Source organism: Corallococcus sp. CA047B, from assembly GCF_003612065.1.
Taxonomy (GTDB): domain Bacteria; phylum Myxococcota; class Myxococcia; order Myxococcales; family Myxococcaceae; genus Corallococcus; species Corallococcus praedator.
On the sequence record NZ_RAWD01000001.1, the window covers coordinates 1 to 25,123 of the forward strand.

Sequence of the window (25,123 nt, forward strand, 5' to 3'; positions counted from 1 at the left end):
CGCTGGGGGCCTTGCGGGACTGGACGCCCGCGCGAGACCCGTCGCTCCAGCTCGACGCCACGGATCATCCCGTCGTTGCGTGGAGCGAGCGGGTTGGCGAGGGCGGGCCGGTTTGCATCCACGTGCAGCGGTGGTCCGGCGAGACATGGACGAAGGTGCTGGCCCCGCTGTGTCCGACGAACGGAGCCGCCTACGGACCGTCGTTGCGACTCGATGCGGAGGGCCAACCGGTGGTGGCCTGGGAAGAAGGCGTCGGCTCGCTCCCGCAGGGGATCCGGGTCGCGCGGTGGACGGAAGCCGGCTGGGCCTCCCTGGGCGAACCCCTCAGCGCTGAAGCCGGGGACACCGATGCCGTCTGGGCCTCGCTCCAGCTCGCGGCGGACGGCACCCCGTTCGTGGCCTGGACCGAGTCCACCGAAACCCCGGAGGGAACCCTCGGGCCGCGCCGGGTCCACGTGCGGCGCTGGTCCGACGACAGTTGGGAGCCCGTGGGCGGACCGCTCGACGCGCTCGACGGGGAGACGTCCGCGAGCAAGGCCTCGCTCGCGCTCGATGCGCAAGGAAACCCGGTGGTGGCGTGGGCGGAGTACCAGCCCGAGGGGGGGCTCGTGTCCCGGCTCTACGTCCGGCGCTGGACCGGGAGCACCTGGGAGCCATTGGGAGACGCGCTGGGCACCCAGGAGCCCGCGACCCACCTGCGCAACACGACGCTGCGGCTCGACACCTCCGGCAACCCGGTGGTGGCCTGGGACGAGGATGGCCCCGGCGATGTGGCCGACGTCTACCTCCAGCGGTGGACTGGCAGCACCTGGGGCGCGCCCGTCCGCGTGTCCTCCGCGACGCGGTCGGCCTTGCATCCCTCCTTCCAGCTCAACGCCCAGGGGCAGGTGACCATCGCCTGGGGCGAGTTCGCCGACCTCCCGACGGGCACCCCGCAGATCGTCAACTTCGTCCGTTTCCTTCCATAGGACACGACCCCGGGTCCCCTGGGCGGCGCGCCGCATTGCCAGCTAAAGCCAGACTTTTCCCCAGGAGACCCCCAGTGCGTTTCAGCTCCAAGCTCCCCATATTGCCCCGGGCGCCCGCGCCCACCCGCGCCAACTCCACCCCCAATGCGGCGGACGCTCCCCGGACGCGCGCATCTCCAGACACGAAATCGTTCGCCCCCCGGGATGACCTCGCGGGGTTGACGAAGGCGTACACGAAATCGCTTCGCGACCAGCGCCCCGACGCGACCGGCACGCCCGCGGGCTTCAATGCCTTTCTCAAGGAGAAGGGCATGCGCCTCAACGTCAAGGACGAGGGGCAGGTGAAGATGCTGCTGGCCCGCGACAACAGGCCTGCCCAGTACCTGCAGGACGTCAAGACGCGGCGGCAGGACGCCTTCGATGCCCGGCGCAGGCCCGGCATCGACGCCCCCGCGCCGCAGACCCCGCCGCCCTCGGCCGGCAACCCGAACGCCATCAAGCAGATCTCCGAGGAGGAGATCCAGCAGCTCCCCAACCGCGTCCTCCAGGACTTCGCGCGGCTGGGCTACGGCAACTCCGCCCAACTCCTGGCGAAGAGCCCCACGGCCCTGAAGCGCCTGGAGGAGACGTCCGACGCGGACGTCCGCGTCGCGGCGGGCAGCAGCAATGGCCGCTCGATGACCTCGCGCACCACGTCGGGCAACAAGGTCACCGTGTACATGGACGACGTGCTCAAGAGCGGGAACCACCAGGCGGCGGCGGGCACCTTCTTGTTCGAGATGAACAACGCGCACCGCTGGGACCGGTTCGAGACCCTGAACACCCGCGCCAAACAGAAGGTCGGCACCGCGCCCGAGTACGCGCAGAAGAAGATGGAGGTGGAGGTCGAAGGCATGCTGCACACCGGCAAATGCGCCAATGAGCTGCTGGTGGGCAAACACGCGAAGATGGAGGACATGATGACGGGCTGGTATCTGGGCGACTACATCTCCTACGACAAGAAGGTGAAGGACCTGCCCGAGAGCCTCACCAAGGATGAGCGGCGGGTGGCCATCAGCGACCTGCGCTCGGCCATCGCGCTGGAGCGGCTGGATGTGCGCCATGGCACCGGGCCCAGGTCCACGTCACACCGGGAGGTGTACGAGCGGCAGTTCAACACCGCGCGCTGAGCGGGGCCGCCCCAGCGGAGGCCCCGAAAGGGCTAACATCCCGCTCCCATGAAAGTCCTCGATCGAGGCAGTGCTCCCCATGCGCCGCTGCGACTCAGCCCTCTTGTCGGGAGCGTGCAACGCATCCGCGTCCGCACCGAGAGCCATGGCGTCATCAAGGACGCGGGCCAGAAATCGCCGCTCCCTCCCGTCCCGGGCGTCCAGATGGTGCTCGCCGCGGAGGTGCTCGGCGTGTCCACTTCGGGGGAGGTGCGCTTCCACTTCACGCTCGAAAGCGCGGCGCTCCTCATCCAGCCCGGCACTCCGCCCCAGGCCGTGGAGAAGCTCCACGCGCAGCTGGAACCCCTGCCCGGACTGAAGGGCGAAGGCCGCGTGAGCGCGGACGGGCGCGCCCAGGGCTTCACGCTGAAGCTGCCCGCGGACATGGCCCCCCCGCTGCGCGAGCAGCTCCAGCAGGTGACGTCCACCCTCGGGGGCCTGGGGCGCATCCTCCCCACCGAAGCCGTGGGCCTGGGCGCCCGCTGGTCCCCTCCCTTGCCGGGCAAGGGGCCCCTCGCCGGTGCTCGCACCACCCTGGAGCTCAAGACGCGGGAGGCCACGGGCTTCGGCTTGAGGCTGGAGCTGGAGTCCACCTCGAAGCCCCAGCCCGCGCCGGAGAACCTCCGCACGACCCGGGGCGGCGAGTCCCTGCGAACCTATGTGCAGGGCCAGGGCGGCTGCACCTTCAGTCTGGACCGCTTGTGGCCCACGCGCTTCGAGCTGGAAGTCGAAACGCGTCTGGCATTGCGCGCGGAGGACAAGGACTCACCACGTCGCATGGACAGCTTCGCGACCCTCCAGATGCGCCTGCGTGAGCTGTCATTCAGCCCGCCCCAGGCCCGCGTCGCCAACAGCACCGCCCGGCGCTGATGGGGGAGGGGGTGGCGTCCAACCCCCTGGAATTCCAGGGCCCACGTCCGACCGCGGCAAGGGACGCAACCGCGAGGGTGCATTCTTTGATAATCGCTTGAGGGGTTCGGGTGGGCCCGACGTGAGCGGCCCTCCTCATTCTTGCTGCGCCGTACTGGGGGATGCGCATGGGTATCGACGGAACTGGCAACAATCGTCCTCGCGAGCCGCTGACGGCGCGTCGCCCCACGGTGGCTCCGCCGCCGGAGGCCCCGCCCGCGCCCGCGAATGTCGCGCCCAAGCCCGCGGCGAACGCTGTCCCGAGCAACGCGCAATCCACCTTCGACCGGACCACGCCCCGGGAAGGCCCCCAGCTGGCCCCGCCGGCCAGCTCGCTGCTGACGGAGAATGCCCGGGACGCCCAGGCCAACTGCCTGGACAAGGCGGCGGACTGGGTGGACAAGGCGACCCCCGCGCTCAGGGCCCGCTCCGAACTGGTGTTCCTCAAGGACACGCGTCCCGGCCAGGAAGGGCAGTCCGGCCACGTCGTCGTCCGGCAGGGTGAGCGCGTCGTCGACCCCTCCAGCGGCAAGAGCTACGACAACCTCCAGGCCTTCCTGAAGGATCAGCCACAATACCGGCAGTCGGGGACGCTGTCCGCGAACTCGGCTCACAAGATCTTCTCCGCGGCCCCGGGCTCGGCGGAGCGTCAGAAGGCCATCACGGACGCGAAGGTCGCTCCGGAACTCCAGCGGATGATGGTCGCGGATTCGCCTCCGGGCACGACGACCGCCAGCGCCCCGCAGAAGCCCGCCACGCCCCCGTACACCGCCGAGCAGGCCAGCAAGGATGCCACCGCGCTCTACGAGGCCACGGACGGTGGCGTCTTCGGAGCCGGCACCGACGAGGACAAGATCTTCCAGACGCTCGAGGGAAAGACCCCCGAGCAGATCAACCTCATCCGCCAGTCCTACAAGGACCACTACAACAAGGACCTGGACGCCAAGCTCGAGGACGAGCTGGGCGGGGATGACTGGAAGCGCGCCCAGGCGCTGCTGAGCGCGGATGCTCCCAAGAACGACGCGGTCGTCATCCAGTCCGAACTGGACGGCGTGTTCGGCTCCTCGGAAGAGGTCCTCAAGACGCTGGAGAAGCGCTCGCCCGACGAGCGCAAGGCCATTGCCCAGAAGTTCGCGGAGCTGAACGGCGGCGCCCCCGCGGGTCAGTCCGCCGAGGACTTCATGCTGTCCAAGCTCGGCAAGGAGCTGGACACGGACGAGATGTCGCGCGCCCGGAGCCTGCTCGGCGCCAGCCAGGCCCAGACGCCCCAGCAGAAGCTGGAGCTGGAGACCCAGGCCCTCAAGGACGGCCTGAAGCGGGACATGGACGGCCTGGGCACCGACGAGGATCGCATCTTCGAGCGCCTGGAGAAGGCGACGCCCGAACAGCGCGCCCTGCTGGCCCAGGACCCCGCCGTCGCCAGCCGCCTCAAGGACGAGCTGGGCGGCGAGGACTATGACCGCGCCATGGGCCTGCTCCAGGGCAACCCCGGGCAGGCGGACGCGGCGCGCATCCGCGAGTCCATGAGCGGCTGGACGGGCGCGGACGAAAAAGGCGTGCGCAAGGTGCTGGAGGGCAAGACGCCGGATCAGCTCACCGCCATCAAGGCCGAGTACGAGAAGCAGACGGGCAAGTCGCTGGAGAGCGAGATCCGCGGCTGGGGCGGCGCGGACGCGGACGTGACGCTGCGGCTGCTCAACCCTCCCGCGCCGGGCGACAAGAAGGCCCAGGCGGAGGCCGCCGCGGAGAAGCTCCAGCTCGCCATGGATGGCGCGGGCACCGACGAGGAGGCCATCCGCCAGACGCTGGAGGGCAAGTCCAAGCCCGAGCTCGACGACATCGCCGCGGCCTACAAGCAGAAGTACGGCAAGGACCTGCGCGCGGAGCTGGACTCGGAGCTGGATGGCCGCGACCAGTTGGAGCTGCTGAACCAGAACTACGACCTGGGCGCGGTGGATCCCAATGATCCCAACGCGGCGCAGGAGCGCGTGCGCCGCCTGCGCGAACAGCAGGCGAACGAGTCGGGCTTTGGCACCTGGGTGCTCGATGGCGTCCAGCGGACCTTCAAGGGCGAGTCCGACAACGACCGCATCAACCGCGACCTGACACGGGCGGACACCGCCATCAAGAGCGGCGACACGCAGCGGGCCAACACGCTCACCGGCTATGCCGCGGACGACGTGAAGTCGCTCCAGACGAGCAAGGACTCGCTGGCGGATGGCGCCGCCAGCGCCGCCGTCGTCGTGGTCACCACCGCGGCCGTCATCGGCACGGGCGGCGCGGCCACACCGCTGGCCATCGCGGGCTATGCGGCCCTGGGCGCGGCGACGCGCGTGGGAACCTACGCGGCCCTCCAGGGTGACGCGGCCGGAGGCCAGGAGCTGCTGCGCCAGGCCGGCATTGGCGCGGTGGAGGGCGGAACGGCCGTGCTGCCCGTGGGCAAGGGCGCGGGTGCCGTGACGGCCGGTGCCCGCACGGGCGCCACCACGGCGGCGAAGGAGGTCGCCACCACCGCGGTGCGCGAAACGGTGGAGACGTCCGTCAAGGCCGCGGTCGTCCAGGGCGCGAAGGAAGGCGCGGTGGGCGGCGCCGCGGGTGGCGCCTTCGACGCGGCCACGCGCAGCGAGACGTGGGAGAACGGCGTCGGCGATGGCCTGGTCCAGGTGGGCAAGCGGGCTGTCATCGACGGCACCGTGGGGGCCGTGACGGGTGGCGTGGTGGGCGCGGGCACGGCCAAGGCCGGGCAGCTCTTCCGCGAGGTGCGGGGCAAGGGCGGGGCGCTCCAGACCGACGGCCCCAACATCCGCTTCACGACCTCCGAGGGTCGCGTCTTCGAAGGCACGGTGACGCCGGAGAACGCCAAGGACGTCCTCAAGATCGTCAAGGCCGCGGACCTGCGCACGGGGAAGACGACCGGCAGCTACGAGGTCCGTCAGGCCATCCTGGAGCGCTCGGGCGGCAAGGTGGGCACCTTCGAGGCCTTCACCGTCGGAGAGCCCCCCAAGGACGGCTCGCTGTGGAAGTGGCTGGAGGAGCCCAAGAACTGGGTCCCCGAACGGCGTGAGTTCCAGCAGAAGCTGCTCAACACCGAGCTGGACAAGGCGCAGACGCTGTCTGATCGCCTGGAGCCCAACACCGTCTACGCCCTGCGCGGCAACACCGCCGCAGGCAAGACGACGGCCGTGAAGAACGACCCGCACCTCAAGAGCAAGGTCCTGGACGACCAGGGCGAGCTGAGCGGCGCCCTCAACCCGGACCCCATCAAGGCGCAGATCGCCGAACAGCACGGCGGGAAGATCTCCACGTCCCAGGCGCACGTGGAAGGCTCCATCATCTCGCAGCGGGTGGAGAATGAGATGCTCTCCCGGCCGAACAGCTCGGTCGTCTACGACAAGCGCTTCGCTGGTGAGAGCGACATCCCGCGCATGTTGAAGGCCGTGGAAGGCCGCAACGTGAAGATCGTCGACCTGGAGGTCCCGCTGGAGACGTCCAGCGTCCGGGTGCTCATGCGCAACCCGGGCACCGCGGACCCGCTCGTGCCGTTCGACGCCGTGGAGGGCGGCTTCAAGGGCGTGCGCCAGAATCGCGCCGAGCTGCTCGCCGGGCGGCCCGGCGAGTTCAAGGGCGTCATCGAGAACGAGAAGATCACCGACTACAAGCTCCTGGTGACGGACAGCAGCGGCAAGCAGGTGCTGGTGGCGGAGAAGCGCGGCGGCACGTGGTTCGGGCCGGACACGCCGGAGAAGCAGGCCCTCTTCAACAAGGCCGTCACGGAGAACCCCGCCGCCGAGGCCGACCGCGTGAAGAACACCATCATCGACGACGCCTTCATCGACCGGCAGGTGGGCGGCATCACCAACCCCGACTTCGCGCAGAAGATGCGGGCCCGCCTCACCGAGTACAAGGGCAAGACGCTGGGAGAGGCGCTGGAACAGCACTCGAAGAAGACAGCGTGAGCGCAGCGGGTGCCCGCTTCATCCATGGGTTGAAGCGGGCCGCTCGCGGCCTTAGCCTGAATGAGTGTTGCACCCTCGAGGAACGCGCATGCCGACATCAGCCGAAGACACCCTGAAGCAACTCCGCGACGCGCTCCAGCAGCGCAAGGAGACCGAGCGGGAGCAGGTGACGAAGGCCCGGGCCACGTCTGGCAAGGAGCCCTTCGACATCGAGAAGTTCCGCGCCGTCTACAACGTCGCGTGGGACCGCGGAGACGCGCCGCTCACGCCCTCCGCCATCGAGGACTACGAGCGGCGGTACTACCTGGAATCGCCCCAGGTGAAGACGCTCCAGCAGTTCGCGGAGCGCCTGGCTTGGCTGCGCGACAACGACGCGACCTGAAGCACTTCCCCGGGAGGGCACCTACTTCACGGGGAAGAGGTGCAGGTAGGGCCGCGCCTCCTCGAAGACGCGCGCGACCGAGGGCCGTGCGAGGAGCCGCTCGAAGTACGCGGTGAGGTGCGGGTGCTGGAGCGGCTCGACGCGGGCCGCGTAGAAGAGCGCGGGCGCCGCGGCGCAGTCTGCGAGGGTGAACGCATCGCCGACCGCCCAGGCCCTGCCTCGCAGGCGCGCGTCGAGGACGTCGTACGCGGTGCGCAGCGTGCCGCGCGCGCGTTCGACCCCGAGCCTGTCGTGCTCACCGTCGGGCCGCAACAGGTCGGTGACGACCTTGCCCACCGGCTCGTTCACGTTCAGGTCGAACACCCGGTCGAGGAACCTGCACTCCAGGGCCGACTCCCGGTCGGAGGGGATGAGCCCCGGGTCCAGGTGCTCGATGATGATGCTCGACTCGGCGACGACGCGGCCGCCGTCCTCGAGCACCGGGAAGCGGCAGAACGGCCAGAGCCGCGCGAGCGCCTCTCTGTCGGTGGCCGCGCCGAGGTCCACGAAGCGCCGCTCGAACGGCAGCCCGAGTTCATAGAGCGCGATGAGCACCTTCTGGCAGAACGAGGAGAGCGGGTGGAAGTGGAGCGTGCGCATCAGCAGCAGCCCTCGATCCAGAAGCGGTGGCCGTTGGAGCGGAAGGGCACGCCGAGCTCCGTGCACACCTCCGCGAGAAGGTCCGGGCTGAAGAAGGCATTGGCCAGGTGCGCGACGCGGCCCTCCTCGAAGCGCACACGGGTGAGCGCGCGCACGGCGTCTCCGTCCACGTGCGAGTACCAGTGCAGGAGGATCCAGCTGCCGCGGTGCTCGCGGGCCTCCACCCGCGGCGCGACGGCGCGCACGCCCTGGATGAAGCGCGGCTCGATGCCGCCGCGCCGCTCGGCGTCCACCATCCGCTCGACGCCGAAGAGCATGCCGTACAGCACGGTGCGCCGCGCCGCCTCCGGGCCGTACTGCGTCGTCGCCCCCACCACCTCGACGATGGCGCTGTCCAGCAGGAGCCCCGTGAGCGCGTCCAGGTCGCCCGCGTTGAAGGCGGCGCAGAAGGCATCGAGGGCGCCCGGGGCAGGCGCGCGCGCTGACGCCGCCTCGGGGTCCGAGAGCTTGCCACGCCCCCGGTGCAACGCCGTCTTCACCGCGCCGGTCGTCGTCGAGAGCGTCTCGGCGATGTCCTCGAGCGAGAGGTCGAAGACGTCCTTGAGCACCACCGCCGCGCGCTCCTGCGGCGCGAGCCGCACGAGCAGCGTCCCGGCCGCCTCACGGGTGGGGCGCGGGTCGGCTTGAACGGGCGCGGCCTCCGTGGGGGCCTCCTCCGGCCGTGCCCGGCGCGCGCGGTCGATCCACAGATTCGTGGCGACGCGCAGCAGCCACGCGCGGGGGTTGGGCGGAGAGGCGCCCAGTTGGCCCAGCGTGACGAAGGCGCGCGCGAGGGCGTCCTGGGTCAGGTCCTCGGCATCCCACGGGCTGCGGGTGAGGTAGCGGCTGTAGCGGTAGAGCTCCGAGCGGTGCGGCTCGTAGACGTCGAGGAAGCGCTGCCACGAGCTGCGCAATGTCGTCGGGAGTGGGTCTGGCGGTGGGGTCATGCCGGGAGAACGGATGGGGGCACCGGAAGGATACGTCCCCCTCTCTTTTCCAACGACGCGAGGAACCTCCCCACCTTGGCCCACGTGGTGTACCCCCTGGTCCGGGCCACTTGGCGTCCCGGCTTCAGGCCGGGATGAGCTCCACGGGGAGCGTCCGGGGCCCGTGGATGGTGAGCCCCGGGAGCCACTCGATGTCCTGGGAGCGCAGCCGCAGGGCGCGGATGCGCGGGACGAGCGCCTCCAGCGCGAGCCGGGCCTCCAGCCGCGCGAGCTGCGCTCCCAGGCAGAAGTGGATGCCGTGGCCGAAAGAGAGGTGTTGGCTTGCCTTGTCCCGGCCGGGAAGAAAGGCGTCCGGCTGCTCGAAGACGCGCTCGTCGCGGTTGGCGCTTCCCACCAGCCCCATGACGAGGCTGCCCGCCGGAATGGGCGTCCCGGACAGCTCCACGTCCGACGTCGCGACGCGGAAGGCGAACTGCGCGGGGGGCTCGTAGCGGAGCACCTCTTCCAGGAAGCGGGGGATGTGCGCGCGGTCCGCCCGGGCCTGCTCCAGGTGCTCGGGGAAGCGGGCGAGGAGGATGGCCGCGTTGCCGATGAGCTGCGCCGTCGTCTCCATGCCCGCGGGCAGTAGCAGGAAGAGGAAGGAGAGGACCTCCGCGTCGGTGAGCCGCTGTCCCTCCACCTCGGCCCGGAGCAGGTCGCTCACCATGTCCTCCCCCGGCTGGCGGCGGCGCGCGGCGATGACGTCCCCCAGGTAGTCCTCCATCTCCTTCACGGTGTCGCGGATGTCCTGGTGCTGCGCGGGCAACGCGGAGGTGATGAGGCCCATGTTCACCGACCAGCGCTTGAACCCGGTGAAGGTGGACGGCTCCAACCCGAGCATCCGGCCAATGATGTTGCGTGGCAGCACGAAGGAGAAGGCATCCACCAGGTCCACCTCGCGCTGGTGGACGGCGGCCTCGGCCAGCGTCTGGGCCTCGTGGCGCACCTGGGCCTCCAGCCGCGCCATGCCGGTAGGGCCGAAGGCGCGGCTGAGCAGCGCGCGAAGCTGTGTGTGGCGCGGCGGATCCCGGGTGACGAGCGAGCGGGCCACCGGGTTCGGGCCCAGCCAGGGCGGCTCCGCCGTCGTCGCGAGCGCCTCGGAGGAGAAGCGCTGCGCGTCCTTCTGCAAGGTGCGCACATCGTCATAGCGGGCGGCGGCGTAGGCGCCGAAGGGGGCGATGCGGCAGAGCCCGGGCTCCGTGCGCATGCGCGCATACCGGGCGTGGCGCTCGGCCTCGGTGGTGGGGGCGAACAGGTCGTACGTCTGCACCGGCATCTCCGTGGGGGTGGTCGCCGCGACGAGTCCTCTCGCGGCGGAGGTGCCCCGGTGGCCCGGAAGGGCAGGGGGCTCCACGAAGGGATACGGACGATGCCCTCGGGGCTGGCTGTGCGGGCGCGGAACCGCGATCCCCTGGCGCCGACTTATGCTTGCATGTCGCGCGCACCCGCGAAGGTCCGCGGCGCATAAGGCACCCATGGGATACAGGCTGGTCATCTTCGACTTCGACGGCACGCTCGCGGACAGCGCGGACTGGATGCGCGGCATCTTCAACGACGTGGCCCGGCGCTATGGCTTTCGCAGCGTCAGCGCGGAGGAACTCGAGGCGCTGCGGGGGCAGGACACCCGGGCCATCGTCGCGCACCTCGGCGTGCCCGCTTGGAAGATGCCCTTCATCGCCGCGCACATGCGCAAGCTCGTCACGCGCGACGCGCACCGCATCCCGCTCTTCCCGGGCGTGGAGGCGCTGCTTGAGCAGCTCCAGGCGCGGGGCATTGCTCTCGCCGTGGTGAGCTCCAACTCAGAGCAGAACGTGCGCCTCGTGCTCGGGCCGGTGGCGTCCGCGCGCATCCGCCACTACGCCTGCGGTGCGGGCATCTTCGGCAAGCGCGTGAAGTTCCGGAAGGTGCTGAAGGCAGCGGGCGTGCGTCCCTCGGAGGCCCTCTCCGTGGGCGACGAGGTGCGAGACATCGAGGCCGCCGCGGCCGAGGGCATCGCCACTGCCGCGGTGACGTGGGGCTACGCGACGGAGGCGCTGCTGCGCTCGCGCGCGCCCACGCTCGTCCTCACCCGACTCGACGAGCTGTCGCAGGCCGTCGCGCCGTTCCCTGGCGCCTGAGGCGCGGCACCGCCGTTCGCGGACACGCCCTAGCGCGTGGTGTTGCGCAGGTACTGCGCGTAGAAGCGGATGGCGGCGGCGTGGCCCGCGACGGAGAGCCGCTCGTCGCGGCCGTGCATGCGCGCGAGGTCCTCGCGGGTCATGCGCACGGGCATGAAGCGGTACACGCTGTCGCTCAAGGGATGGAAGTGGCGGGAGTCGGTGGCCGCCACGGTGAGGAAGGGCGCCACCAGCACGTCCGGGAACACCTGGCGGATGCTGCGCTGCAACTGCCGCCAGCCCTCCGTGTCCAGTCGCGACACCGGCGAGGCCTCATCACCCTCTGCGAGCAGCTCCACGCGCGCGTCGTCCACCACGTCGCGCACGTGGGCGCGCACGTCCTCCAGGCTGTCACCCGGAAGCGGGCGGACGTTGAGCACCGCGCGCGCCTGTGAGGGCAGCACGTTGGGCTTGGGGCTGCCTTCGAGCATGGTGGCCGCGAAGGTGGTGCGGATGCTGGCGTTCGTGGAGGGCGCCTGGGCCATCTGCCGCTCGATGAGGGGCGCGAAGAGCCAGGTGTTCGCGAAGAGCAGGCGCTTGCCGAAGCCCATCTCCGGCCCCACGTGCTCGAACAGCGACAGGGTCCCGCCGCGCAGCCCGGGCTCGAAGGGGTGTTCCTCCAGGCGCACGACGGCGCGGGCGAGGATGCCCGCGGCCGTCTGCGGCGGCGGCATGGACGCGTGCCCGCCCGCGCTGCGCACCACCAGCTCCACGCGCGCCGAGCCCTTCTCCGCCACCCCCACCAGCGCCACCGGTGCGTCCACGCCGGGCACGAGCCCCACGCCGATGGGGCCTCCTTCGTCCAACACCGACTCGAGGCGCACGCCACGCTCGCGCAGCAGTTTGGCCACGAGGGCGGCGCCGTCGCGCCCGCCCACCTCCTCGTCCGCGCCGAAGGCAAGCAGCACCGTGCGGCGCGGGCGGTGGCCCTGGGCGAGCAGGCCCTCCACGGCCTCCAGGATGGCGAGCACGCTGCCCTTGTCGTCCAGCGCCCCGCGCCCGTAGACGTAGCCGTCCGCCACCACCGCGCCGCCGAAGGGCGGGTGGCTCCAGGTGGCCTCCGCCTCCGCGGGCACCACGTCCAGGTGGCCCATCAGCAGCACGGGCTGCAAGCCGGGCTCCGTGCCCTTCCACGTATAGAGGTGCGAGTGCGCGCCCACGGTCTCGTGCCCGAGCTGCGCGTGCACGAGGGGAAACTGCGCGACGAGCTGGGCGTGCAGGGCCTGGAAGGCGGCGTCCTCCGCGCCCGTGCCGTCGGAGGCGGCGACGGTGCGGTGGCGCAGCGCCTCGGCGAGGCGTTCCGCCGCTCCGGTGGCATCCACGGAGAAAGGCTCGGCGGGCTCGGCGGCCACCTGCCGCGAGCCGAAGCGCAGCGTGCGGACGACGAGTCCGCCGACGAGGAGCAACAGGAGGGCCAGCAGGGCAAGAAGGACACGCTTCATCGGCTCTGAACTCCGGGGAGGGCGCGGCCGAGCGTAGCAGCAGGCGCGCCGTGTGCACCTGCTGCCCTCCGCCTCAGGCCCCCCTCGATACGGGCCCTCTGCGTCGGGGTGACAGAAATGAGGTGCCCCGGTGCTTCGTACGCACACCGTGGATTCACCTGGAAGGCACTGGATGGTTACCCGTCAGTTCGGTCGATGCGTGCTTGGCGTAACGCTGTTGCTGTGGATTTCGGGTTGCGACAAGGACGAGGGCCCTGTCTGTGAGCGGCTCGCGCCCCGCTTGCAGCAAGCGCTGGAGGTGGCCGTCGCGGCCGAGGACCTCCCCGGGGCCACGGCCTCGCTGCGATTCGAGGACTGCACGTGGCGAGGCGCGGCGGGCGTTTCCAGGGTGGAGCCGGCCACCGGATTGAAGGCCGAGGACCGGCTGCGCGCGGGCAGCATCACCAAGAGCTTCGTCTCCGTGGTGGCGCTGCAACTCCAGGCCGAGGGGGCGTTGTCCCTGGATGCGCCACTGGCCACCTGGGTGCCGGACTTCCCCCGCGCGGACCGCATCACCGTGCGCCAGCTGCTCAACCACACGAGTGGCGCGTTCAACTACACCCACAGCCAGGCCTTCCTCACCCAGGTCGGGTCGAACCCCGGGAAGACCTGGAGCGCCGAGGAGCTCATCTCGCTGGGCGCCGCCGAATCCCCCACCTTCGAGCCGGGGGCGCGCTGGGAGTACTCCAACACCAACTACATCCTCCTCGGCCGCATCCTCGAAGCAGTGACAGGGAGGCCGCTGGCGCAGCAGCTTCGCTCGCGCATCCTCGATCCCCTGGACCTGGACAGCACGGGGCTGGAGGGCGCGGAGCCGCTGCCGCCGCTCACCGTGCGCGGCTTCACGCGGGACCCGGGCAATGGCGCGTGGATGGACCTCACCGACTTCGTCCATCCGTCCGCGGCCGGCGCTGCCGGTGCCTTGAGCTCCAGCGCCGATGACCTCAGCGCCTTCTACCAGGCCCTCTTCGAGCGCTCGCTGCTCGCCCCGGCGCAGCTCGCGGAGATGACCGACTGGGTGGAGACGCCCATCCCGGGCATGCCGGGGTATGGCCTGGGGCTGGTGCGCGCCGTCACCCCCGTGGGGCCGGGCCATGGCCATGACGGTGGCATCCCCGGCTTCTCCGCCCTGGCCTTCTACCTGCCCGAGCGCAAGGCCTCCCTCGCGGTGCTGATGAACCGCGAAGGGGCGGACGTGTCGCGTGTCACCGGGAGGCTGCTGGAGGTACTCGCCAAGGAGTGAGGCCTCACGCCCGCGTGGGCCGGGGCGTGTACCTCACGGCATGCGCTCCGGAACTTTCTTGCGAGCATGGTGAGGAGGAATTCCTCCGGTCTCCGTTGAGGACCCGTGGCTGGAAGGACGCGCGGCGGACACCGCGCGCCTCCTGCCGCTGAAGGCCCTACACGCACACCCCAGGCGGGGGGAGACCAGGACCATGAGACTCCGGAAGCAAACGCGGCAGTGGACGCGGGCGGCGGTGGTGGGAGCGCTGTTCCTGCCGGCGGCGGGTGCGCTGGCGAACGAGACCCACGTCTATGGCATCGCCAACTTCGGGGGCGCGGGCCAGTGCGATGCGGACTCGCACTCCGTGCACACGAAGACGGCGCAGGTGTTCGCGGACTACTTCACCGCGCTCAAGAGCGGCGGACAGTGGACGGACGTGCGCACCCTCAACAACGCCAGCGCGCGCACGGACCTGTGGACCGACGCGGCGAAGGGGACGGCGGAGAACGCGAAGGACACCCAGCTCAACGCCGGCGTGGACGACGCGAATGTCCTCTTCGTGCACACGCATGGCGGCCACAACGAGGCGTCCGCGCGGAGCTTCCTGGTGATGGGGACGGATGCGGATTCCTGTCTGGCCATGACGGACGCCCACATGCGTCTGGGAAACGGGAAGCTGAACATCGCCGTGGTGAAGGCCTGCCAGTCCGGCAACATCGAGGTCTGGGAGCAGGGGGGCTACCAGGAGATGCTGACCCACAGCAGCGGCTTCACCGTCTGGAATGCCTTTCACGGTGACTCCTCGTGCGGCAACTTCGTGAAGCGCTACCTGGACGACTACGCGGCGAACTCGAAGAACGACGGCGTGGGCGAGAACTGGATCGACGAGGCCTACGATTGGGGCGCCTTCAAGGACGACTGCCCGGTGTCCATCGTCTTTGGCGAGACCAAGGCGCTGCGCAAGAGCATGTACGCGGCCGGTGGCTGGAAGGACCGCAAGAACACCGGAAGCAAGACCGGCTCCAGCTACTTCTACGTGGGGGGCTGCGACCCCGACAGCGGCCGCAGCCTGCCCTGAGTCCCATCCTCCTCACGCCCTCGAACCGAGAGATTGATATCGCCATGAAGACCTCATTCCTCCGACTCCTGACCGCGCTTCCGCTCACCGCCGTGCTCGGCTGCGACGCCGTGCCGCCTCCCACCGCCGTGGACGTCCCCCAGCAACGGGAACTCGTCGCGTCGGCGGTCAGCACCGGCTTCACCTTCGATTCCACCGCGATCGCCACGCCTCCCTCGGGGGGCCTGCCCTCCGTGCTGCTCACCCGCACCGCGTTCGAGGACGCGGCGGTGCATCGCGCACTGCTGGAAACCAGCGAGTCCTTCTCCCTGACGGGCGGGCTCGCAAGCCGCCGTGACCACGAGTCCCTCACCTGGAAGCTGGAGCGCAACCCGTTCTCCGGGAGCCTGCTGGCGCTGCGCAAGACGGAGAGCGGCCCGGCCACCCCGCAGGAACCCGCGCTCTTGCAGCGAAGGGCCCTGGCGCGGCTGCAGGCCTGGGGCATCCCCTCGGCGGAGATGGGACCGGTGCGGCAGGTGCAGGCCCTCTTCCAGAACGAGGAGAGCCGCGTCGTCGGGGCCCCCGAACTCCTCAGCCACAAGACCTTCGTGCTGCGCGCGCTCAATGGCATTCGCGTGGAGGGCCACCGCGCGGTGGTGACCCACGGCGTGGATGGCGCCTTCCAGCGCACGTTGATCAAGTGGCCTCCGCTCGCCCGCCAGGGCCACCTGCTGCGCACGCGGTTGACCCCGGCGGAGATTGAACAGCGCGCCAGCGAGGTGCTGCTGCGTGAGGGGGAGACGGCGGGGCCCGTGCGCCTCTTCTGGAGGTACGTGCCCACCGAGCTGAGCACGGGCGAGGTGACGCTCACGCTCCAGGTGAGCGCCGCGATGCCCTCGTTCACCGGCGCGAGCAGCACCGAGGAGCCGCGCGTGGTCGATGTGGACGTGAGCGCAGTGCCCTAATCCTTTCTGTCACGGCGTCGGGGCTTCGAAGACAGGATTCCAACATCCAGGTGTCCCGGGGGACGGCTCCAGCGGACGGGCCGGAAGGCTACGCTGGGCCGCAGACATGAGGATGACTCGAACAAGGGCAGTGCTCGTCCCGGACGAAGGGGCATTGGCGCTGTCGGAAGACTATTTCCGTTCCGCGCACCACCTGCGGGCCGAGCGGGTGACGCATACGCTGGTCCTCGAGGACGGGGAGGGCAGGGCGCTGCGGGTGCCGCTCATCGTGCGGCCCATCGAAGGGACGCCGTACCGGGATGCCATCTCTCCGTATGGCTTTCCCGGCGGCGCGCTGGAGGGGCTCAGTGAGCTGTCGAAGGACGCGGTGGACTGGGCCGGCACCGACCTCGTGAGCGTCTTCGTGCGCGACCGCGTCTCCGGCCCCCGTTGCTTCGCGGGCGGCACGGAGCGCAACGAGGTGTTCTTCATCGACCCGCGCCGGCCGGTGGAGTTCCGGGAGATGCACCTGCGCCACATCCGGCGCAACCTCCGGATGGGCTTCGTGAGCACCGCGCGTGAGGCGCGCCAGACGCCGCGCGAGGAGCGGGAGGGCTTCCTGGCGGCCTACCGGCAGACCATGGTCCGCGAGCGGGCGAACCCCCGGTACTTCTTCTCCGACGCCTATTTCGAGGAGCTGTTTGCTTCGCCCAACGCGTGGCTGGTGACCACGCATGCGCCGGAGGGGGGCGTTGCCTCCGCGGCGCTGGGCGTCAGCAGCGACGGCATGCTGCACTACTACCTGGGGGGAACGACGGATGCGCACCTGGCCCGCTCACCGGCGAAGAATGTCTTCGGGACGCTGGTCGAACTCTGCACGCGGCTCGGGGTCCCGCTCCATCTGGGCGGAGGCGTCCGCCCGGGTGACGGCCTCGAGCAGTTCAAGCGGGGCCTCGCCAACGCCAGCTCCCGCCTCTCCACCCACGAGCTGATCTGCGCCCCCACGGTGTACGCCCACCTGTCAGAAGGCCGCACCGGCGACGACTTCTTTCCGGCCTACCGCGCGCCAGGACGTTGAGCGGCAGGCAGGGGCGTTGCCCACCGGGGATGCGGCGCGTGCGTACCTCCGACGCGAGGGCACGACGGGTGCGGAGAACCTGACACCTGGCCGCGACCGTTGGGGCCATGGTGGGGGCACCGGGCGCTCATCACCTTCTGGCACACTCCGCGCGTTCGCCGGAGCAGTCCAGCAAGGATGAACCCGGATGAGAAGCATTGCCGCCGCCTCGGATGCGAACCACCCTCGTCTGGTGGAACTGGACGCCCTCCGAGGCCTCGCGGCGCTGGCGGTCGCGCTGTATCACTTCACGGCCGAGTACAGCGACCTCTACGGTCACTCCGTCCCCCTCTGGGGCGAGGTGCGCTTCGGGAAGTTCGGGGTCCAGCTCTTCTTCGCCATCAGCGGCTTCGTCATCCTGATGTCGCTGGAGCGCATCGAGCGGGCCCGGGAGTTCGTGTTGAGCCGCGCGGCCCGGCTGTACCCGGCCTACTGGACCGCTGTCGTGCTCACCTTCATGGTGGTGTCGCTGTTCGGGCTGCCGGATCGCGAATTCAGCCTCCAGACGGCCCTGGTCAACCTGACCATGTTTCACGAGCTCCTTCGCGTCCCGCATGTGGACACCGTGTACTGGACGCTGACCATCGAGCTGTCCTTCTACCTGTTGATGTTCATGCTCGCGTACGCGCGGGCGCTGCCCAGAATCATCCCCATCTTCATCGTGCTCGTCGCGCTGCAGACCCTGGCCGAGCTGGCCTTCCAGGCGAAGGGCATGCCCTTCGTCGCGCGCCTCGCCAGCCGCCCGCACCTGCAGTTCTTCGCGCTGGGCGTGCTGGCCTTCAAGCAGAGCCGAGGCCAGGTCTCCGTCCCCTCCGCGCTGGCGCTGGTGGGGGTCTGCTTCGCGCATGAGGCGCTGGTGGGGAGCATCGCGCCCCTCCCGGTGTTCGGGGTCGTGCTCGTCCTCACCTATGCGCTCTCCCACGGCGCGCTGCGCTGGCTCACCTGGCGCCCGCTGCTCTTCATGGGGTTCATTTCCTACTCGTTCTACCTGGTCCACCAGAACATCGGTTACGTCATCATCCGGCGGCTCGAGGCCGCGGGGTGGCGTCCCGAGGCAGCCATCGCGGTCGCGTTCGCTGTCGGGTTCCTGCTGGCCACCCTCATCACCTACCGCGTCGAACAGCCCGCGTTGCGCGGCTACCGACAGTGGCGGCGGAAGGCCCAGGCTCGGGCCGCGGTCTCGCCACACGTCGCATGAGGGCCTCCTAGCGCTTGAAGCAGGAGGTTGGAACGGGTGCTCTGCGTCGCCCAGGGATGGGTCGCTCGTCGAAAGGTCGCGCTCGAATGATGAATCATTCCGAAGTCTCGCGGGGCATGGCTCCGCGCCTGAAGCAGTGCCGCGCCGTCCTGGTGCCCGACGAGGGAATGTCAGCCCTGTCGGAGGACTATTTCCGCTCCGTGCACCACCTGCGGGCCGAGGGCGCCTCGCACACGCTGGTCATCGAGGACGGCGAGGGCGGCACGCTGCGGGTGCCGCTCATCGTGCGGCCCATCGCGGGAACGCCGTACCACGATGCCATCTCTCCCTACGGCTACCCCGGTGGGCGGATGGATGGGTTGAGCGAGGTGCCGAAGGACGCCGTGGACTGGGCTGGCACCCAGCTCGTCAGCCTCTTCGTGCGCGACCGCGTCTCCGGTCCCCGCTGCTTCGCGGGCGGCACGGAGCGCAACGAGGTGTTCTTCATCGATCCCCGCCGCCCCCTGGACTACCCGGCGGAGGCCCGTCGGCAGATGCGGCGCAACACCCGGTTGGGCTTCGTGAGCACCTGCAGTCCGGTGCGCGAGGCCTCGCACGAGGAGCGGGAGGGCTTCAAGGACGTCTACCGGCAGACCATGGTCCGCGATGGGGCCCAGTCCCGGTACTTCTTCTCCGACGCCTACTTCGAGGAGTTGTTCTCCTCCTCCGCCGCGTGGCTCGCGACCACCCGTGCGCCGGATGGCCACATCGCCTCCTCGGGGATAGGGGTCGCCAGCGACGGCGTGATGCACTACTACCTGGGCGGGACGGCGGATGCGGACCTGGGGCGCTCGCCAGCCAAGAACACCGTCTTCGGGGCGCTGGTGGAGCTCAGCATGGGGCTCGGGTTGTCGCTCCACCTGGGCGGCGGCGTCCGGCCGGGCGACGGCCTCGAGCAGTTCAAGCGGGGCTTCTCGAACGCAAGCTCCCACCTCTACACGCACGAGCTGATCTGCGATCCCCCCGTGTACGCCCGCCTCTCCGCGAGCAACAGCGACACGGACTACTTCCCGGCCTATCGCGCGCCAAGGGGCTGAGCCGTCCGCCGCCGGACGTCAGCTCTGGCAGACGAACTCGACGTTGTGGCCATCGGGGTCGCGGACGAAGGCGGCGTAGTACGTCGGGTGGATGTCCACCCTCAGCTTGGGGGCGCCGTTGTCCGTGCCTCCTGCTTGCAGCGCGGCGCGGTACGACGCATCGACCAGGGTGCGCGTGGCGCAGAAGAAGGCGAAGTGCGGGCGAGGGGAGGAGGCTTCCCCGGGGCGCAGCCAGAAGTCGAGCCGGGCCGGCTCGGCGCCAAACCCATTCGCCTTGCCCTGGACATGCAGCGCGTATCCCAACGGTGCGAGCGCGCCCTGGTAGAACGCCGTCGCGGTGGCGAGGTCCGGGGTCGAAAGCTCCAGATGATCGATCATCGGTGAGGCTCCTGTGCGACCGCTCTCGCGGCTGGATTGATGCCCGCTAGGATAGGGTGCACGCGAAGGCGTCAAGCCGCGTTGTCGGCCCCCTTCGCGCGGAGATGCCGCAACCGGACCGGCCGCCATGCACAAGGACGACGCAACCCTCGACGACCTCGACCTGAGGATCCTCGAGCGCTACCAGCACGACACGCTGCTCCCGGCGCGCACCATCGGGGAGGAGGTGGGGCTGTCCACCGCGGCCGTCCAACGCCGGCTCAAGCGCCTGCGCGAGGTCGGCGTCATCCGGCGTGAGGTCGCCGAAATCGCGCCGAAGGCCGTGGGTCTGCCCATCACCTGCGTCGTCGCGGTGGACCTCGACCAGGAGCGCGCCGTCGACCTGGAGCGCTTCAAGCACCGGATGCAGGGGCTGCCCGAGGTGCAGCAGTGCTACTACGTCACCGGGCAGGCGGACTTCATCCTCATCGTCCTCGTCGCGAGCATGGAAGCGTACGACGCCTTCACCCAGCGCGCCCTGCTCAGCGACACGAACGTCCGCAGCTTCACCACCAGCGTGACGTTGGAGCGCGTGAAGACCGGCGTGGCCGTCGCGCTTCCCACGACCCCGCCGGCACCCACCGGGCGGCGGTGAGTGCACGGCGGCCGCGGGTGTCTCGCGGTCAGGGCACGGTCACCGTCACCGGGGCGCTGCGCGCGAAGTCGCCGGCGCGGTCGTAGGCGGTGGCGACAATCGTGTGCGTGCCCGACAGGCCCGTGGAGTTCCACGTGCCCGTGTACGGCGCGGTGGTCGCGAAGGGAGTCAGCGTGTTGCCGTCCACCTGGAAGGCGATGGACACCCGCTCCATGTTGTCACTGCCGGTCGCGGAGAGCGTGACGACGCCGCTGACCTGCGCGCCATCGTAGGGGGCGGTGACGGCCAGATAGGCGGGCGGGGTGTTGTCCACGTCCAGGAAGCGCGTGTGGCGGCTGTCGCGCTGGGCAGGCATCTTGGAGGGCGTCGACGGTTGGTGCTTGAGGCCGGACTGGCGGTGGAACAACTCCACCGCGAAGCCGTCCACCCATGAAGCGCAGGCGCTGGCACTGGAAGACTCCATGGACAGCAGTTGCCGCGGCTTCCGCTCGCGCGCCTCCCTGCCCAGGGGCTTCTTCCATGCTGGACGCGGCGGGCGCACGTGGGCAGCCTTGCGCGCCGTTGCATCCCCCCACGTTTCAAACCCAGGAGTCCTGCCCATGAAGCTCAAGGCACTGTGCCTCTCCGTGTCACTGCTGGCCCTCCCTGGCGTGGCCTCCGCGCAGGGCGCGCTGGACGCCCTCAAGAAGACCGCGGGCGACGCCGGCAAGGGGGCCGTCGAGAAGCGCGTCAACACGAAGCTGATGGACGAGGGCCGCAAGAACCAGTGCAGCTTCAAGTCCGGCACCGCCGAGCTGGACCCCGGCTGCGACGCGAAGCTGAAGAAGCTGGCCGCGGCCCTCATCGACGCCAAGAAGCAGCTCGATGGGGCCGGGGTGAAGAGCTACAAGTTCGAGGTCTCCGGCCACACGGACTCGTCCGGTGACGCGGCGAAGAACAAGAAGCTCAGCGAGCAGCGCGCGGACACCCTCGTCAAGGAGCTGGTGACGCGTGGCGTGCCCCGCAACGAGATCATCGCCGTGGGCTTCGGCTCCGAGAAGCCCCTGGTGAAGCCGGACGACACGGCGGCCAAGAAGGCGAAGAACCGCCGCTACGAGCTGCAGGTCCGCCTGTAGCCGTCAGCGGGCCCCCGCGGCCCTGGCGCCATCGAGCGGCCCCGAGGCGAGGTGCCGCTCGATGACGTCCGCCCCCTCCTCGAGTTCGCGCGAGTCGCGGCAACCCTGCTTCATCGCCGCCATGGCCTGGGTGATGTCGTCGCGCGCGAGCAGCGCGTCCACCCGTTCGGTGATGACGCGGGCATCCTTCGTGCGCAGGTCTCCCCGGAGCGCGAGCTGGTGGTGCACCAGCCGCGCCGTCAACCCGGGCTGGTCCGCGCCGTAGGGGAACAGGAGCATGGGGACGCCGAAGTACAGCGCCTCCCGCACGGAGCCGATGCCGCCGTGGTTCAGGAACAGTCGCGCCCGGGGGAGGACTTCCAGCTGCGGAACCGAAGCCTCCACGCGGATGGACGGTGGCACGGCCTGGCTCCGGAGCTGTTCGGCCAGGGCGCCGCAGCTCACGATGAGCTGCCAGCCCTCGCGCCGCCGGAAGGATTCAATGACGGCGGTGAGGAAGCGCAGCGCGGCCGGCTGATCATCGCCAAAGGTCCCCAGCGAGCAGTACGCGAGCGGCCTGGACGCGTCGTAGCCGCTCCAGTCGAAGGTGCCGTCGTGGCGTGAGGGCTCCACGCTCGTGCCCAGGTAGTGCCGGTGGGGGAGGGCGCGCAGCGGTTCGAAATCCAGGGCCCTGGGGCCAATCACCAGCTCCTGCACGTCCGGCCGGTAGCCGAAGTCCCCCCAACGCACGCGGCGTCCCGCGCGCCTGATGCGCCGGAAGGCGTCGTGGCCCGCCCAGCCGATGGAGCGGTCATAGAGGCCCCGGTGCCAGGGGATTCGCGCCTGGAACGTCCACGCCACCAGATTGCGCGCGCGTGCGCTCGCCCCACCGCGTGGGGGAATGGCCGACGAGTGCACGGACGGGTAGTCCAGCGAGAAGGGGGCGGAGTAGGTGGGGTTGAGGCTGAGGTACGGGAGCCCGCGCTCGTGCGCGCCCGCCGCCACGTTCCACACCACCGGATCCACCAGCACCCCGTCGAGCGCATCCGCGTCCACCCACGCGTCGAACGCGGCCGCGAGGTGCTCGTTGTAGCGCGCGCGCAGGTGCAGGAAGCGGACGCCGGGGATCCGCGTCGCCCAGCTTGAGGCGACGCGGAGCTTCTCGGAGTAGCGGGTGCTCTCGAAGCCCTGCCGCGTCACGTGCGCTTCGAAGGCGTCGGGCACGAAGTAGCGGACCCGGTGGCCCCGGCGCCCGAGCGTCCTGGCCAGCGCGAAGGTGGCGTTGAGGCCACCGTATTCGGGCAGCATGTAGATTCCGACCGTGGCCATCGGGCTTGCTCCAGGCGTGTGGCTCCGCGTTCCGGACGCGGTCTCCTTCGCGACGGGGAGCGGGGCTCCCGCCGCACCCGCCGGTCCGCCACGTCGAAGCTACCGGTTGTCGTGGCCGATGACGACCACGGCCCTGCCCGCCGCCTTCAGGCCCGCGTCAGTCGCCGGAGACCCTCACCGCCGTTGCTCAGGAATGGGTTGCCACGGACGATGCCCGTTGTCTTGGAAGGGGGCGCGCACCCTGACGTCACCGGGCAATGAATTGCTAGAGCATCCCCATTTCCGATATTCAGTCAGACGCAGTTCCCACCGAGAGGAGCTCCCGATGCTGATGCGTGTCGTGAAGAGTGCTTTCGCTGTGATGGGTCTGGCCATGGCCCTGGCCTGTGGTGGAGCGGAGACGGCGGACGTCGAGCTGACGGAAGGCGTCTCGACGGAGGCCCAGTCTCCCGCGGCAGAGGCCGTTTCGGCTGACACCTCCGCCCAGGTGCTCCCGGGCTGTGGTGGCTTCAAGCAGCGGTGCTGTGAGCTCAAGTACTGCAACACGGGCTACGAGTGCGACCCGTCGACGCTGAAGTGCCTCCACTGAGACCGTTCCGCTGAAGTCGTCCCGAGGCACCTCGTGGCTCCGCCCGAGGTGCCTCGTCGTTCCGCTGAAGCCCTCTTTTCCGTGTGACACGCCGTTCCCGGTGGACCGGAATCTTCTGCTAAGACACGGCCTGGGGACGGGTGATCCACCCCGTCACAATGAGGGTCGCATGAGAAGTATCGCCGGCTGGTTTCTCGTCGTCCTGGGTCTCACCGGCTTCGGTGTGGAGATCGACAACCTGCGCAGGGGCACGACGGACACAACCGTCATGGGGCTCATCCTGGCCACCGTCTTCGTCCTCGGAGGCCGGGCGCTCATCCGCGCCGCAAAGCGAGCGAAGCTGCCGGCCGGGCCGGCCGAGGCACTCGCCGTGGCGCAGCTCCCCACCCTGTCCCCTCGCGACATCGAGCGGGCCGTCCTCAACTGCGCGAAGCAGCATGGGGGCCGCGTCACGATCGCCGAGGTGGCCGCCGAGAGCAGCCTCAGCTTCACCGAGGCCAAGACGGTGCTCGAGGACCTCTCGCGCGCTGGCGCCTGCACCGTCGACGTCACCGATCAGGGCGCCTTCATCTACGAGTTCAGCGGCCTGATGCCCCGCGAACCCTGAGCGCGCGGAGCCGTTGAACCCGGCCTCAGGCGGGGGGCCGGCCCACCATGAAGTCGAGCACGCTCTCCCACAGTGCGTGGAACTGTTTCTGCTGGAAGTGGGAACCCGACTTCAGCCAGCTGATGAATTCCGGCGGCTGGTCGAAGTGGCCCATGACGTCCAGATGGTCGGCGGTCGCGACGTGGACCACCTGTCCCCAGACCTGGGAGCGGCTCGGGACGACGCCGTCGCTCCAGGACTCGAACTTGTTGCCGAAGGCCGCCTGGAGCGCCTGGGTCTGCGCCGCCGTGCGCTCGGGAATCCTCAACTCCGGGGACAGGGGCGCGCTCATTCCATACAGGAAGGAGAAGATGCCGTAGAGGAGCGAGTCCGGGGGCAGCAGCATGCGGGGAGACAGGCGGCGGAGCAGGTTGGGCGGGGGTGCACCCGCGACGACGCTGCCGTAGCGCACACCCTCCCGGTCCACCGTGTTCGCGTTGAAGGCCTGCACGCTGACCGGCGTGAGGTCCTGGATCAGCGCCTGATCCTTTCCTACCTGGCCGAAGAACCGGAGCAATTCCACGCGCTCGTTGTCGGAGAGGTCCACCGTCAGCCGGAGGATCTGATTGAGGAGGTTGGGTGGGAGCTTCACCTGCTCGCCCATCAGGACGAGCCGGTAGCACGCCTGGAGCAAGGCGGTCCTGAAGGGCATGGCCTTGCGGTGCAGGGTGAGGAAGGTGAAGAGCCACAGGTAGCGCAGCAGCGTCTTGCCCAGTTCGCCCTCGTGGAACCAGGTCGCCAGCGGTGTGCCGTGATGCGGGGTGGCGATCGTCACGACGGAGCGCACGCGCTTCACGAAGGCCGGGGCCTCCTGGGCCATGCGCAGTGAGACGACGCTCCGCGCATCCAGCCCGCCCGTGGAGTGCCCGATGAGGTGGAGCTCCGCGTCGTCCTCGTTCGCGGTCCGGGCCATCTCCCGGAACACGTCGCGTGCGCGCGCCTCGATCCCGGAGGTGGGGGAGGAGGCCACGGAGTGCACCTGCGCGTCGATGCCGCGCTCCCTGAACCGCTGCTGCAGCAGCGCGGGGATGTGTTGGAAATAGGCGATGCGCTCCGTTTCCTTGTCACCCATGTGGGTGAAGCCAAAGAAACCGGGGACAAGATAGACGCGG

General features: G+C 70.0%; 23 protein-coding genes and 1 pseudogene. 16 read left to right on the plus strand and 8 right to left on the minus strand.

Features of this window, described 5'->3' with window-relative positions:
* From D7X74_RS42845 to D7X74_RS00025, 5 genes and pseudogenes are all read left to right on the plus strand, one after another.
* A pseudogene (locus tag D7X74_RS42845) lies at window positions 1-968 on the plus strand (BNR repeat-containing protein); the annotation flags it as partial.
* A gap of 74 nt (window positions 969-1,042) precedes the next feature.
* Entirely contained in the window at window positions 1,043-2,137 is a 1,095-nt protein-coding gene (locus tag D7X74_RS00010) for a hypothetical protein (protein ID WP_147446405.1), read from the plus strand.
* 48 nt (window positions 2,138-2,185) lie between these two features.
* Entirely contained in the window at window positions 2,186-3,046 is an 861-nt protein-coding gene (locus tag D7X74_RS00015) for a hypothetical protein (protein WP_147446406.1), read from the plus strand.
* 167 nt (window positions 3,047-3,213) lie between these two features.
* Window positions 3,214-7,041 carry a XopAJ/AvrRxo1 family type III secretion system effector zeta toxin gene (gene xopAJ / locus D7X74_RS00020; protein WP_147446408.1) on the plus strand — a complete coding sequence of 1,276 codons (3,828 nt, stop codon included), beginning with the start codon at window positions 3,214-3,216 and terminating at the stop codon, window positions 7,039-7,041.
* Between the two features lie 88 nt (window positions 7,042-7,129).
* Window positions 7,130-7,423: a hypothetical protein gene (locus D7X74_RS00025; RefSeq protein ID WP_120530824.1), complete on the plus strand. Its 294-nt coding sequence runs from the start codon at window positions 7,130-7,132 to the stop codon at window positions 7,421-7,423.
* A gap of 21 nt (window positions 7,424-7,444) precedes the next feature.
* Here the strand turns inward: D7X74_RS00025 and D7X74_RS00030 are convergent, their stop codons facing one another.
* The 3 genes from D7X74_RS00030 to D7X74_RS00040 all read right to left on the minus strand — a co-directional run bounded on the left by D7X74_RS00030 (window position 7,445) and on the right by D7X74_RS00040 (window position 10,441).
* On the minus strand, window positions 7,445-8,062 hold the full coding sequence (locus D7X74_RS00030) for a glutathione S-transferase family protein (protein WP_120530825.1): 618 nt from the start codon (window positions 8,060-8,062) through the stop codon (window positions 7,445-7,447).
* On the minus strand, window positions 8,062-9,015 hold the full coding sequence (locus D7X74_RS00035) for an RNA polymerase sigma factor (RefSeq protein ID WP_233601901.1): 954 nt from the start codon (window positions 9,013-9,015) through the stop codon (window positions 8,062-8,064). Before D7X74_RS00035 ends, D7X74_RS00030 begins: the two co-directional genes overlap by 1 nt.
* Before the next feature lie 157 nt (window positions 9,016-9,172).
* Window positions 9,173-10,441 (minus strand): cytochrome P450, encoded by a 1,269-nt coding sequence (locus D7X74_RS00040; RefSeq protein ID WP_147446409.1) that lies wholly within the window; start codon window positions 10,439-10,441, stop codon window positions 9,173-9,175.
* Window positions 10,442-10,562: 121 nt separating this feature from the next.
* Between D7X74_RS00040 and D7X74_RS00045 the strand changes: the two genes are divergently transcribed.
* Complete coding sequence (locus tag D7X74_RS00045; RefSeq protein WP_120530828.1) at window positions 10,563-11,204, plus strand: HAD hydrolase-like protein; 642 nt, start codon at window positions 10,563-10,565, stop codon at window positions 11,202-11,204.
* 29 nt (window positions 11,205-11,233) lie between these two features.
* On the opposite strand, the gene D7X74_RS00050 is transcribed toward D7X74_RS00045, so the two are convergent.
* On the minus strand, window positions 11,234-12,685 hold the full coding sequence (locus D7X74_RS00050; RefSeq protein ID WP_120530829.1) for a M20 family peptidase: 1,452 nt from the start codon (window positions 12,683-12,685) through the stop codon (window positions 11,234-11,236).
* 172 nt (window positions 12,686-12,857) lie between these two features.
* Between D7X74_RS00050 and D7X74_RS00055 the strand changes: the two genes are divergently transcribed.
* The 6 genes from D7X74_RS00055 to D7X74_RS00080 all read left to right on the plus strand — a co-directional run bounded on the left by D7X74_RS00055 (window position 12,858) and on the right by D7X74_RS00080 (window position 19,341).
* Window positions 12,858-13,967, plus strand: coding sequence for a serine hydrolase (locus tag D7X74_RS00055; protein WP_233595211.1), 1,110 nt, complete (start codon window positions 12,858-12,860; stop codon window positions 13,965-13,967).
* 193 nt (window positions 13,968-14,160) lie between these two features.
* Window positions 14,161-15,027 carry a hypothetical protein gene (locus D7X74_RS00060; RefSeq protein ID WP_120530831.1) on the plus strand — a complete coding sequence of 289 codons (867 nt, stop codon included), beginning with the start codon at window positions 14,161-14,163 and terminating at the stop codon, window positions 15,025-15,027.
* 44 nt (window positions 15,028-15,071) lie between these two features.
* Window positions 15,072-15,971 (plus strand): hypothetical protein, encoded by a 900-nt coding sequence (locus D7X74_RS00065; RefSeq protein WP_120530832.1) that lies wholly within the window; start codon window positions 15,072-15,074, stop codon window positions 15,969-15,971.
* A gap of 154 nt (window positions 15,972-16,125) precedes the next feature.
* The gene (locus D7X74_RS00070; RefSeq protein WP_233601902.1) at window positions 16,126-17,028 is read left to right on the plus strand and encodes a GNAT family N-acetyltransferase; all 903 of its coding nucleotides are present in this window, start codon (window positions 16,126-16,128) and stop codon (window positions 17,026-17,028) included.
* A gap of 187 nt (window positions 17,029-17,215) precedes the next feature.
* Window positions 17,216-18,265, plus strand: a complete 1,050-nt coding sequence (locus D7X74_RS00075; protein ID WP_120530834.1) for an acyltransferase — start codon at window positions 17,216-17,218, stop codon at window positions 18,263-18,265.
* A gap of 116 nt (window positions 18,266-18,381) precedes the next feature.
* Window positions 18,382-19,341 (plus strand): GNAT family N-acetyltransferase, encoded by a 960-nt coding sequence (locus D7X74_RS00080; protein ID WP_233601903.1) that lies wholly within the window; start codon window positions 18,382-18,384, stop codon window positions 19,339-19,341.
* An 18-nt stretch (window positions 19,342-19,359) separates the two neighbouring features.
* On the opposite strand, the gene D7X74_RS00085 is transcribed toward D7X74_RS00080, so the two are convergent.
* Window positions 19,360-19,719 carry a VOC family protein gene (locus tag D7X74_RS00085; RefSeq protein ID WP_120530835.1) on the minus strand — a complete coding sequence of 120 codons (360 nt, stop codon included), beginning with the start codon at window positions 19,717-19,719 and terminating at the stop codon, window positions 19,360-19,362.
* 127 nt (window positions 19,720-19,846) lie between these two features.
* On the opposite strand from D7X74_RS00085, the gene D7X74_RS00090 reads away from it, so the two are divergent.
* Window positions 19,847-20,353: an Lrp/AsnC family transcriptional regulator gene (locus D7X74_RS00090; RefSeq protein WP_120530836.1), complete on the plus strand. Its 507-nt coding sequence runs from the start codon at window positions 19,847-19,849 to the stop codon at window positions 20,351-20,353.
* A 28-nt stretch (window positions 20,354-20,381) separates the two neighbouring features.
* Here D7X74_RS00090 and D7X74_RS00095 read toward each other — a convergent pair whose 3' ends face one another.
* Window positions 20,382-20,894: an Ig-like domain-containing protein gene (locus D7X74_RS00095; protein WP_147446412.1), complete on the minus strand. Its 513-nt coding sequence runs from the start codon at window positions 20,892-20,894 to the stop codon at window positions 20,382-20,384.
* Between the two features lie 58 nt (window positions 20,895-20,952).
* On the opposite strand from D7X74_RS00095, the gene D7X74_RS00100 reads away from it, so the two are divergent.
* Window positions 20,953-21,468, plus strand: a complete 516-nt coding sequence (locus D7X74_RS00100) for an OmpA family protein (RefSeq protein WP_120530838.1) — start codon at window positions 20,953-20,955, stop codon at window positions 21,466-21,468.
* A 3-nt stretch (window positions 21,469-21,471) separates the two neighbouring features.
* Here D7X74_RS00100 and D7X74_RS00105 read toward each other — a convergent pair whose 3' ends face one another.
* Window positions 21,472-22,776, minus strand: a complete 1,305-nt coding sequence (locus tag D7X74_RS00105; protein WP_120530839.1) for a glycosyltransferase — start codon at window positions 22,774-22,776, stop codon at window positions 21,472-21,474.
* A 325-nt stretch (window positions 22,777-23,101) separates the two neighbouring features.
* Between D7X74_RS00105 and D7X74_RS00110 the strand changes: the two genes are divergently transcribed.
* Both D7X74_RS00110 and D7X74_RS00115 read left to right on the plus strand, forming a co-directional pair.
* The gene (locus D7X74_RS00110; protein WP_120530840.1) at window positions 23,102-23,365 is read left to right on the plus strand and encodes a hypothetical protein; all 264 of its coding nucleotides are present in this window, start codon (window positions 23,102-23,104) and stop codon (window positions 23,363-23,365) included.
* Between the two features lie 169 nt (window positions 23,366-23,534).
* On the plus strand, window positions 23,535-23,972 hold the full coding sequence (locus D7X74_RS00115) for a hypothetical protein (protein WP_120530841.1): 438 nt from the start codon (window positions 23,535-23,537) through the stop codon (window positions 23,970-23,972).
* 25 nt (window positions 23,973-23,997) lie between these two features.
* On the opposite strand, the gene D7X74_RS00120 is transcribed toward D7X74_RS00115, so the two are convergent.
* Window positions 23,998-25,083, minus strand: a complete 1,086-nt coding sequence (locus tag D7X74_RS00120) for a triacylglycerol lipase (RefSeq protein ID WP_158622144.1) — start codon at window positions 25,081-25,083, stop codon at window positions 23,998-24,000.
* Window positions 25,084-25,123: the final 40 nt, after the last annotated feature.

Coding starts and splice junctions, on each gene's coding strand:
- D7X74_RS00015 (WP_147446406.1), top strand. CDS start 2,186: ATGAAAGTCCTCGATCGAGGCAGTGCTCCCCATGCGCCGCTGCGACTC.
- xopAJ (WP_147446408.1), top strand. CDS start 3,214: ATGGGTATCGACGGAACTGGCAACAATCGTCCTCGCGAGCCGCTGACG.
- D7X74_RS00025 (WP_120530824.1), top strand. CDS start 7,130: ATGCCGACATCAGCCGAAGACACCCTGAAGCAACTCCGCGACGCGCTC.
- D7X74_RS00030 (WP_120530825.1), bottom strand. CDS start 8,062: ATGCGCACGCTCCACTTCCACCCGCTCTCCTCGTTCTGCCAGAAGGTG.
- D7X74_RS00045 (WP_120530828.1), top strand. CDS start 10,563: ATGGGATACAGGCTGGTCATCTTCGACTTCGACGGCACGCTCGCGGAC.
- D7X74_RS00050 (WP_120530829.1), bottom strand. CDS start 12,685: ATGAAGCGTGTCCTTCTTGCCCTGCTGGCCCTCCTGTTGCTCCTCGTC.
- D7X74_RS00055 (WP_233595211.1), top strand. CDS start 12,858: ATGGTTACCCGTCAGTTCGGTCGATGCGTGCTTGGCGTAACGCTGTTG.
- D7X74_RS00060 (WP_120530831.1), top strand. CDS start 14,161: ATGAGACTCCGGAAGCAAACGCGGCAGTGGACGCGGGCGGCGGTGGTG.
- D7X74_RS00065 (WP_120530832.1), top strand. CDS start 15,072: ATGAAGACCTCATTCCTCCGACTCCTGACCGCGCTTCCGCTCACCGCC.
- D7X74_RS00075 (WP_120530834.1), top strand. CDS start 17,216: ATGAGAAGCATTGCCGCCGCCTCGGATGCGAACCACCCTCGTCTGGTG.
- D7X74_RS00080 (WP_233601903.1), top strand. CDS start 18,382: ATGGCTCCGCGCCTGAAGCAGTGCCGCGCCGTCCTGGTGCCCGACGAG.
- D7X74_RS00085 (WP_120530835.1), bottom strand. CDS start 19,719: ATGATCGATCATCTGGAGCTTTCGACCCCGGACCTCGCCACCGCGACG.
- D7X74_RS00090 (WP_120530836.1), top strand. CDS start 19,847: ATGCACAAGGACGACGCAACCCTCGACGACCTCGACCTGAGGATCCTC.
- D7X74_RS00100 (WP_120530838.1), top strand. CDS start 20,953: ATGAAGCTCAAGGCACTGTGCCTCTCCGTGTCACTGCTGGCCCTCCCT.
- D7X74_RS00105 (WP_120530839.1), bottom strand. CDS start 22,776: ATGGCCACGGTCGGAATCTACATGCTGCCCGAATACGGTGGCCTCAAC.
- D7X74_RS00110 (WP_120530840.1), top strand. CDS start 23,102: ATGCTGATGCGTGTCGTGAAGAGTGCTTTCGCTGTGATGGGTCTGGCC.
- D7X74_RS00115 (WP_120530841.1), top strand. CDS start 23,535: ATGAGAAGTATCGCCGGCTGGTTTCTCGTCGTCCTGGGTCTCACCGGC.
- D7X74_RS00120 (WP_158622144.1), bottom strand. CDS start 25,083: ATGGGTGACAAGGAAACGGAGCGCATCGCCTATTTCCAACACATCCCC.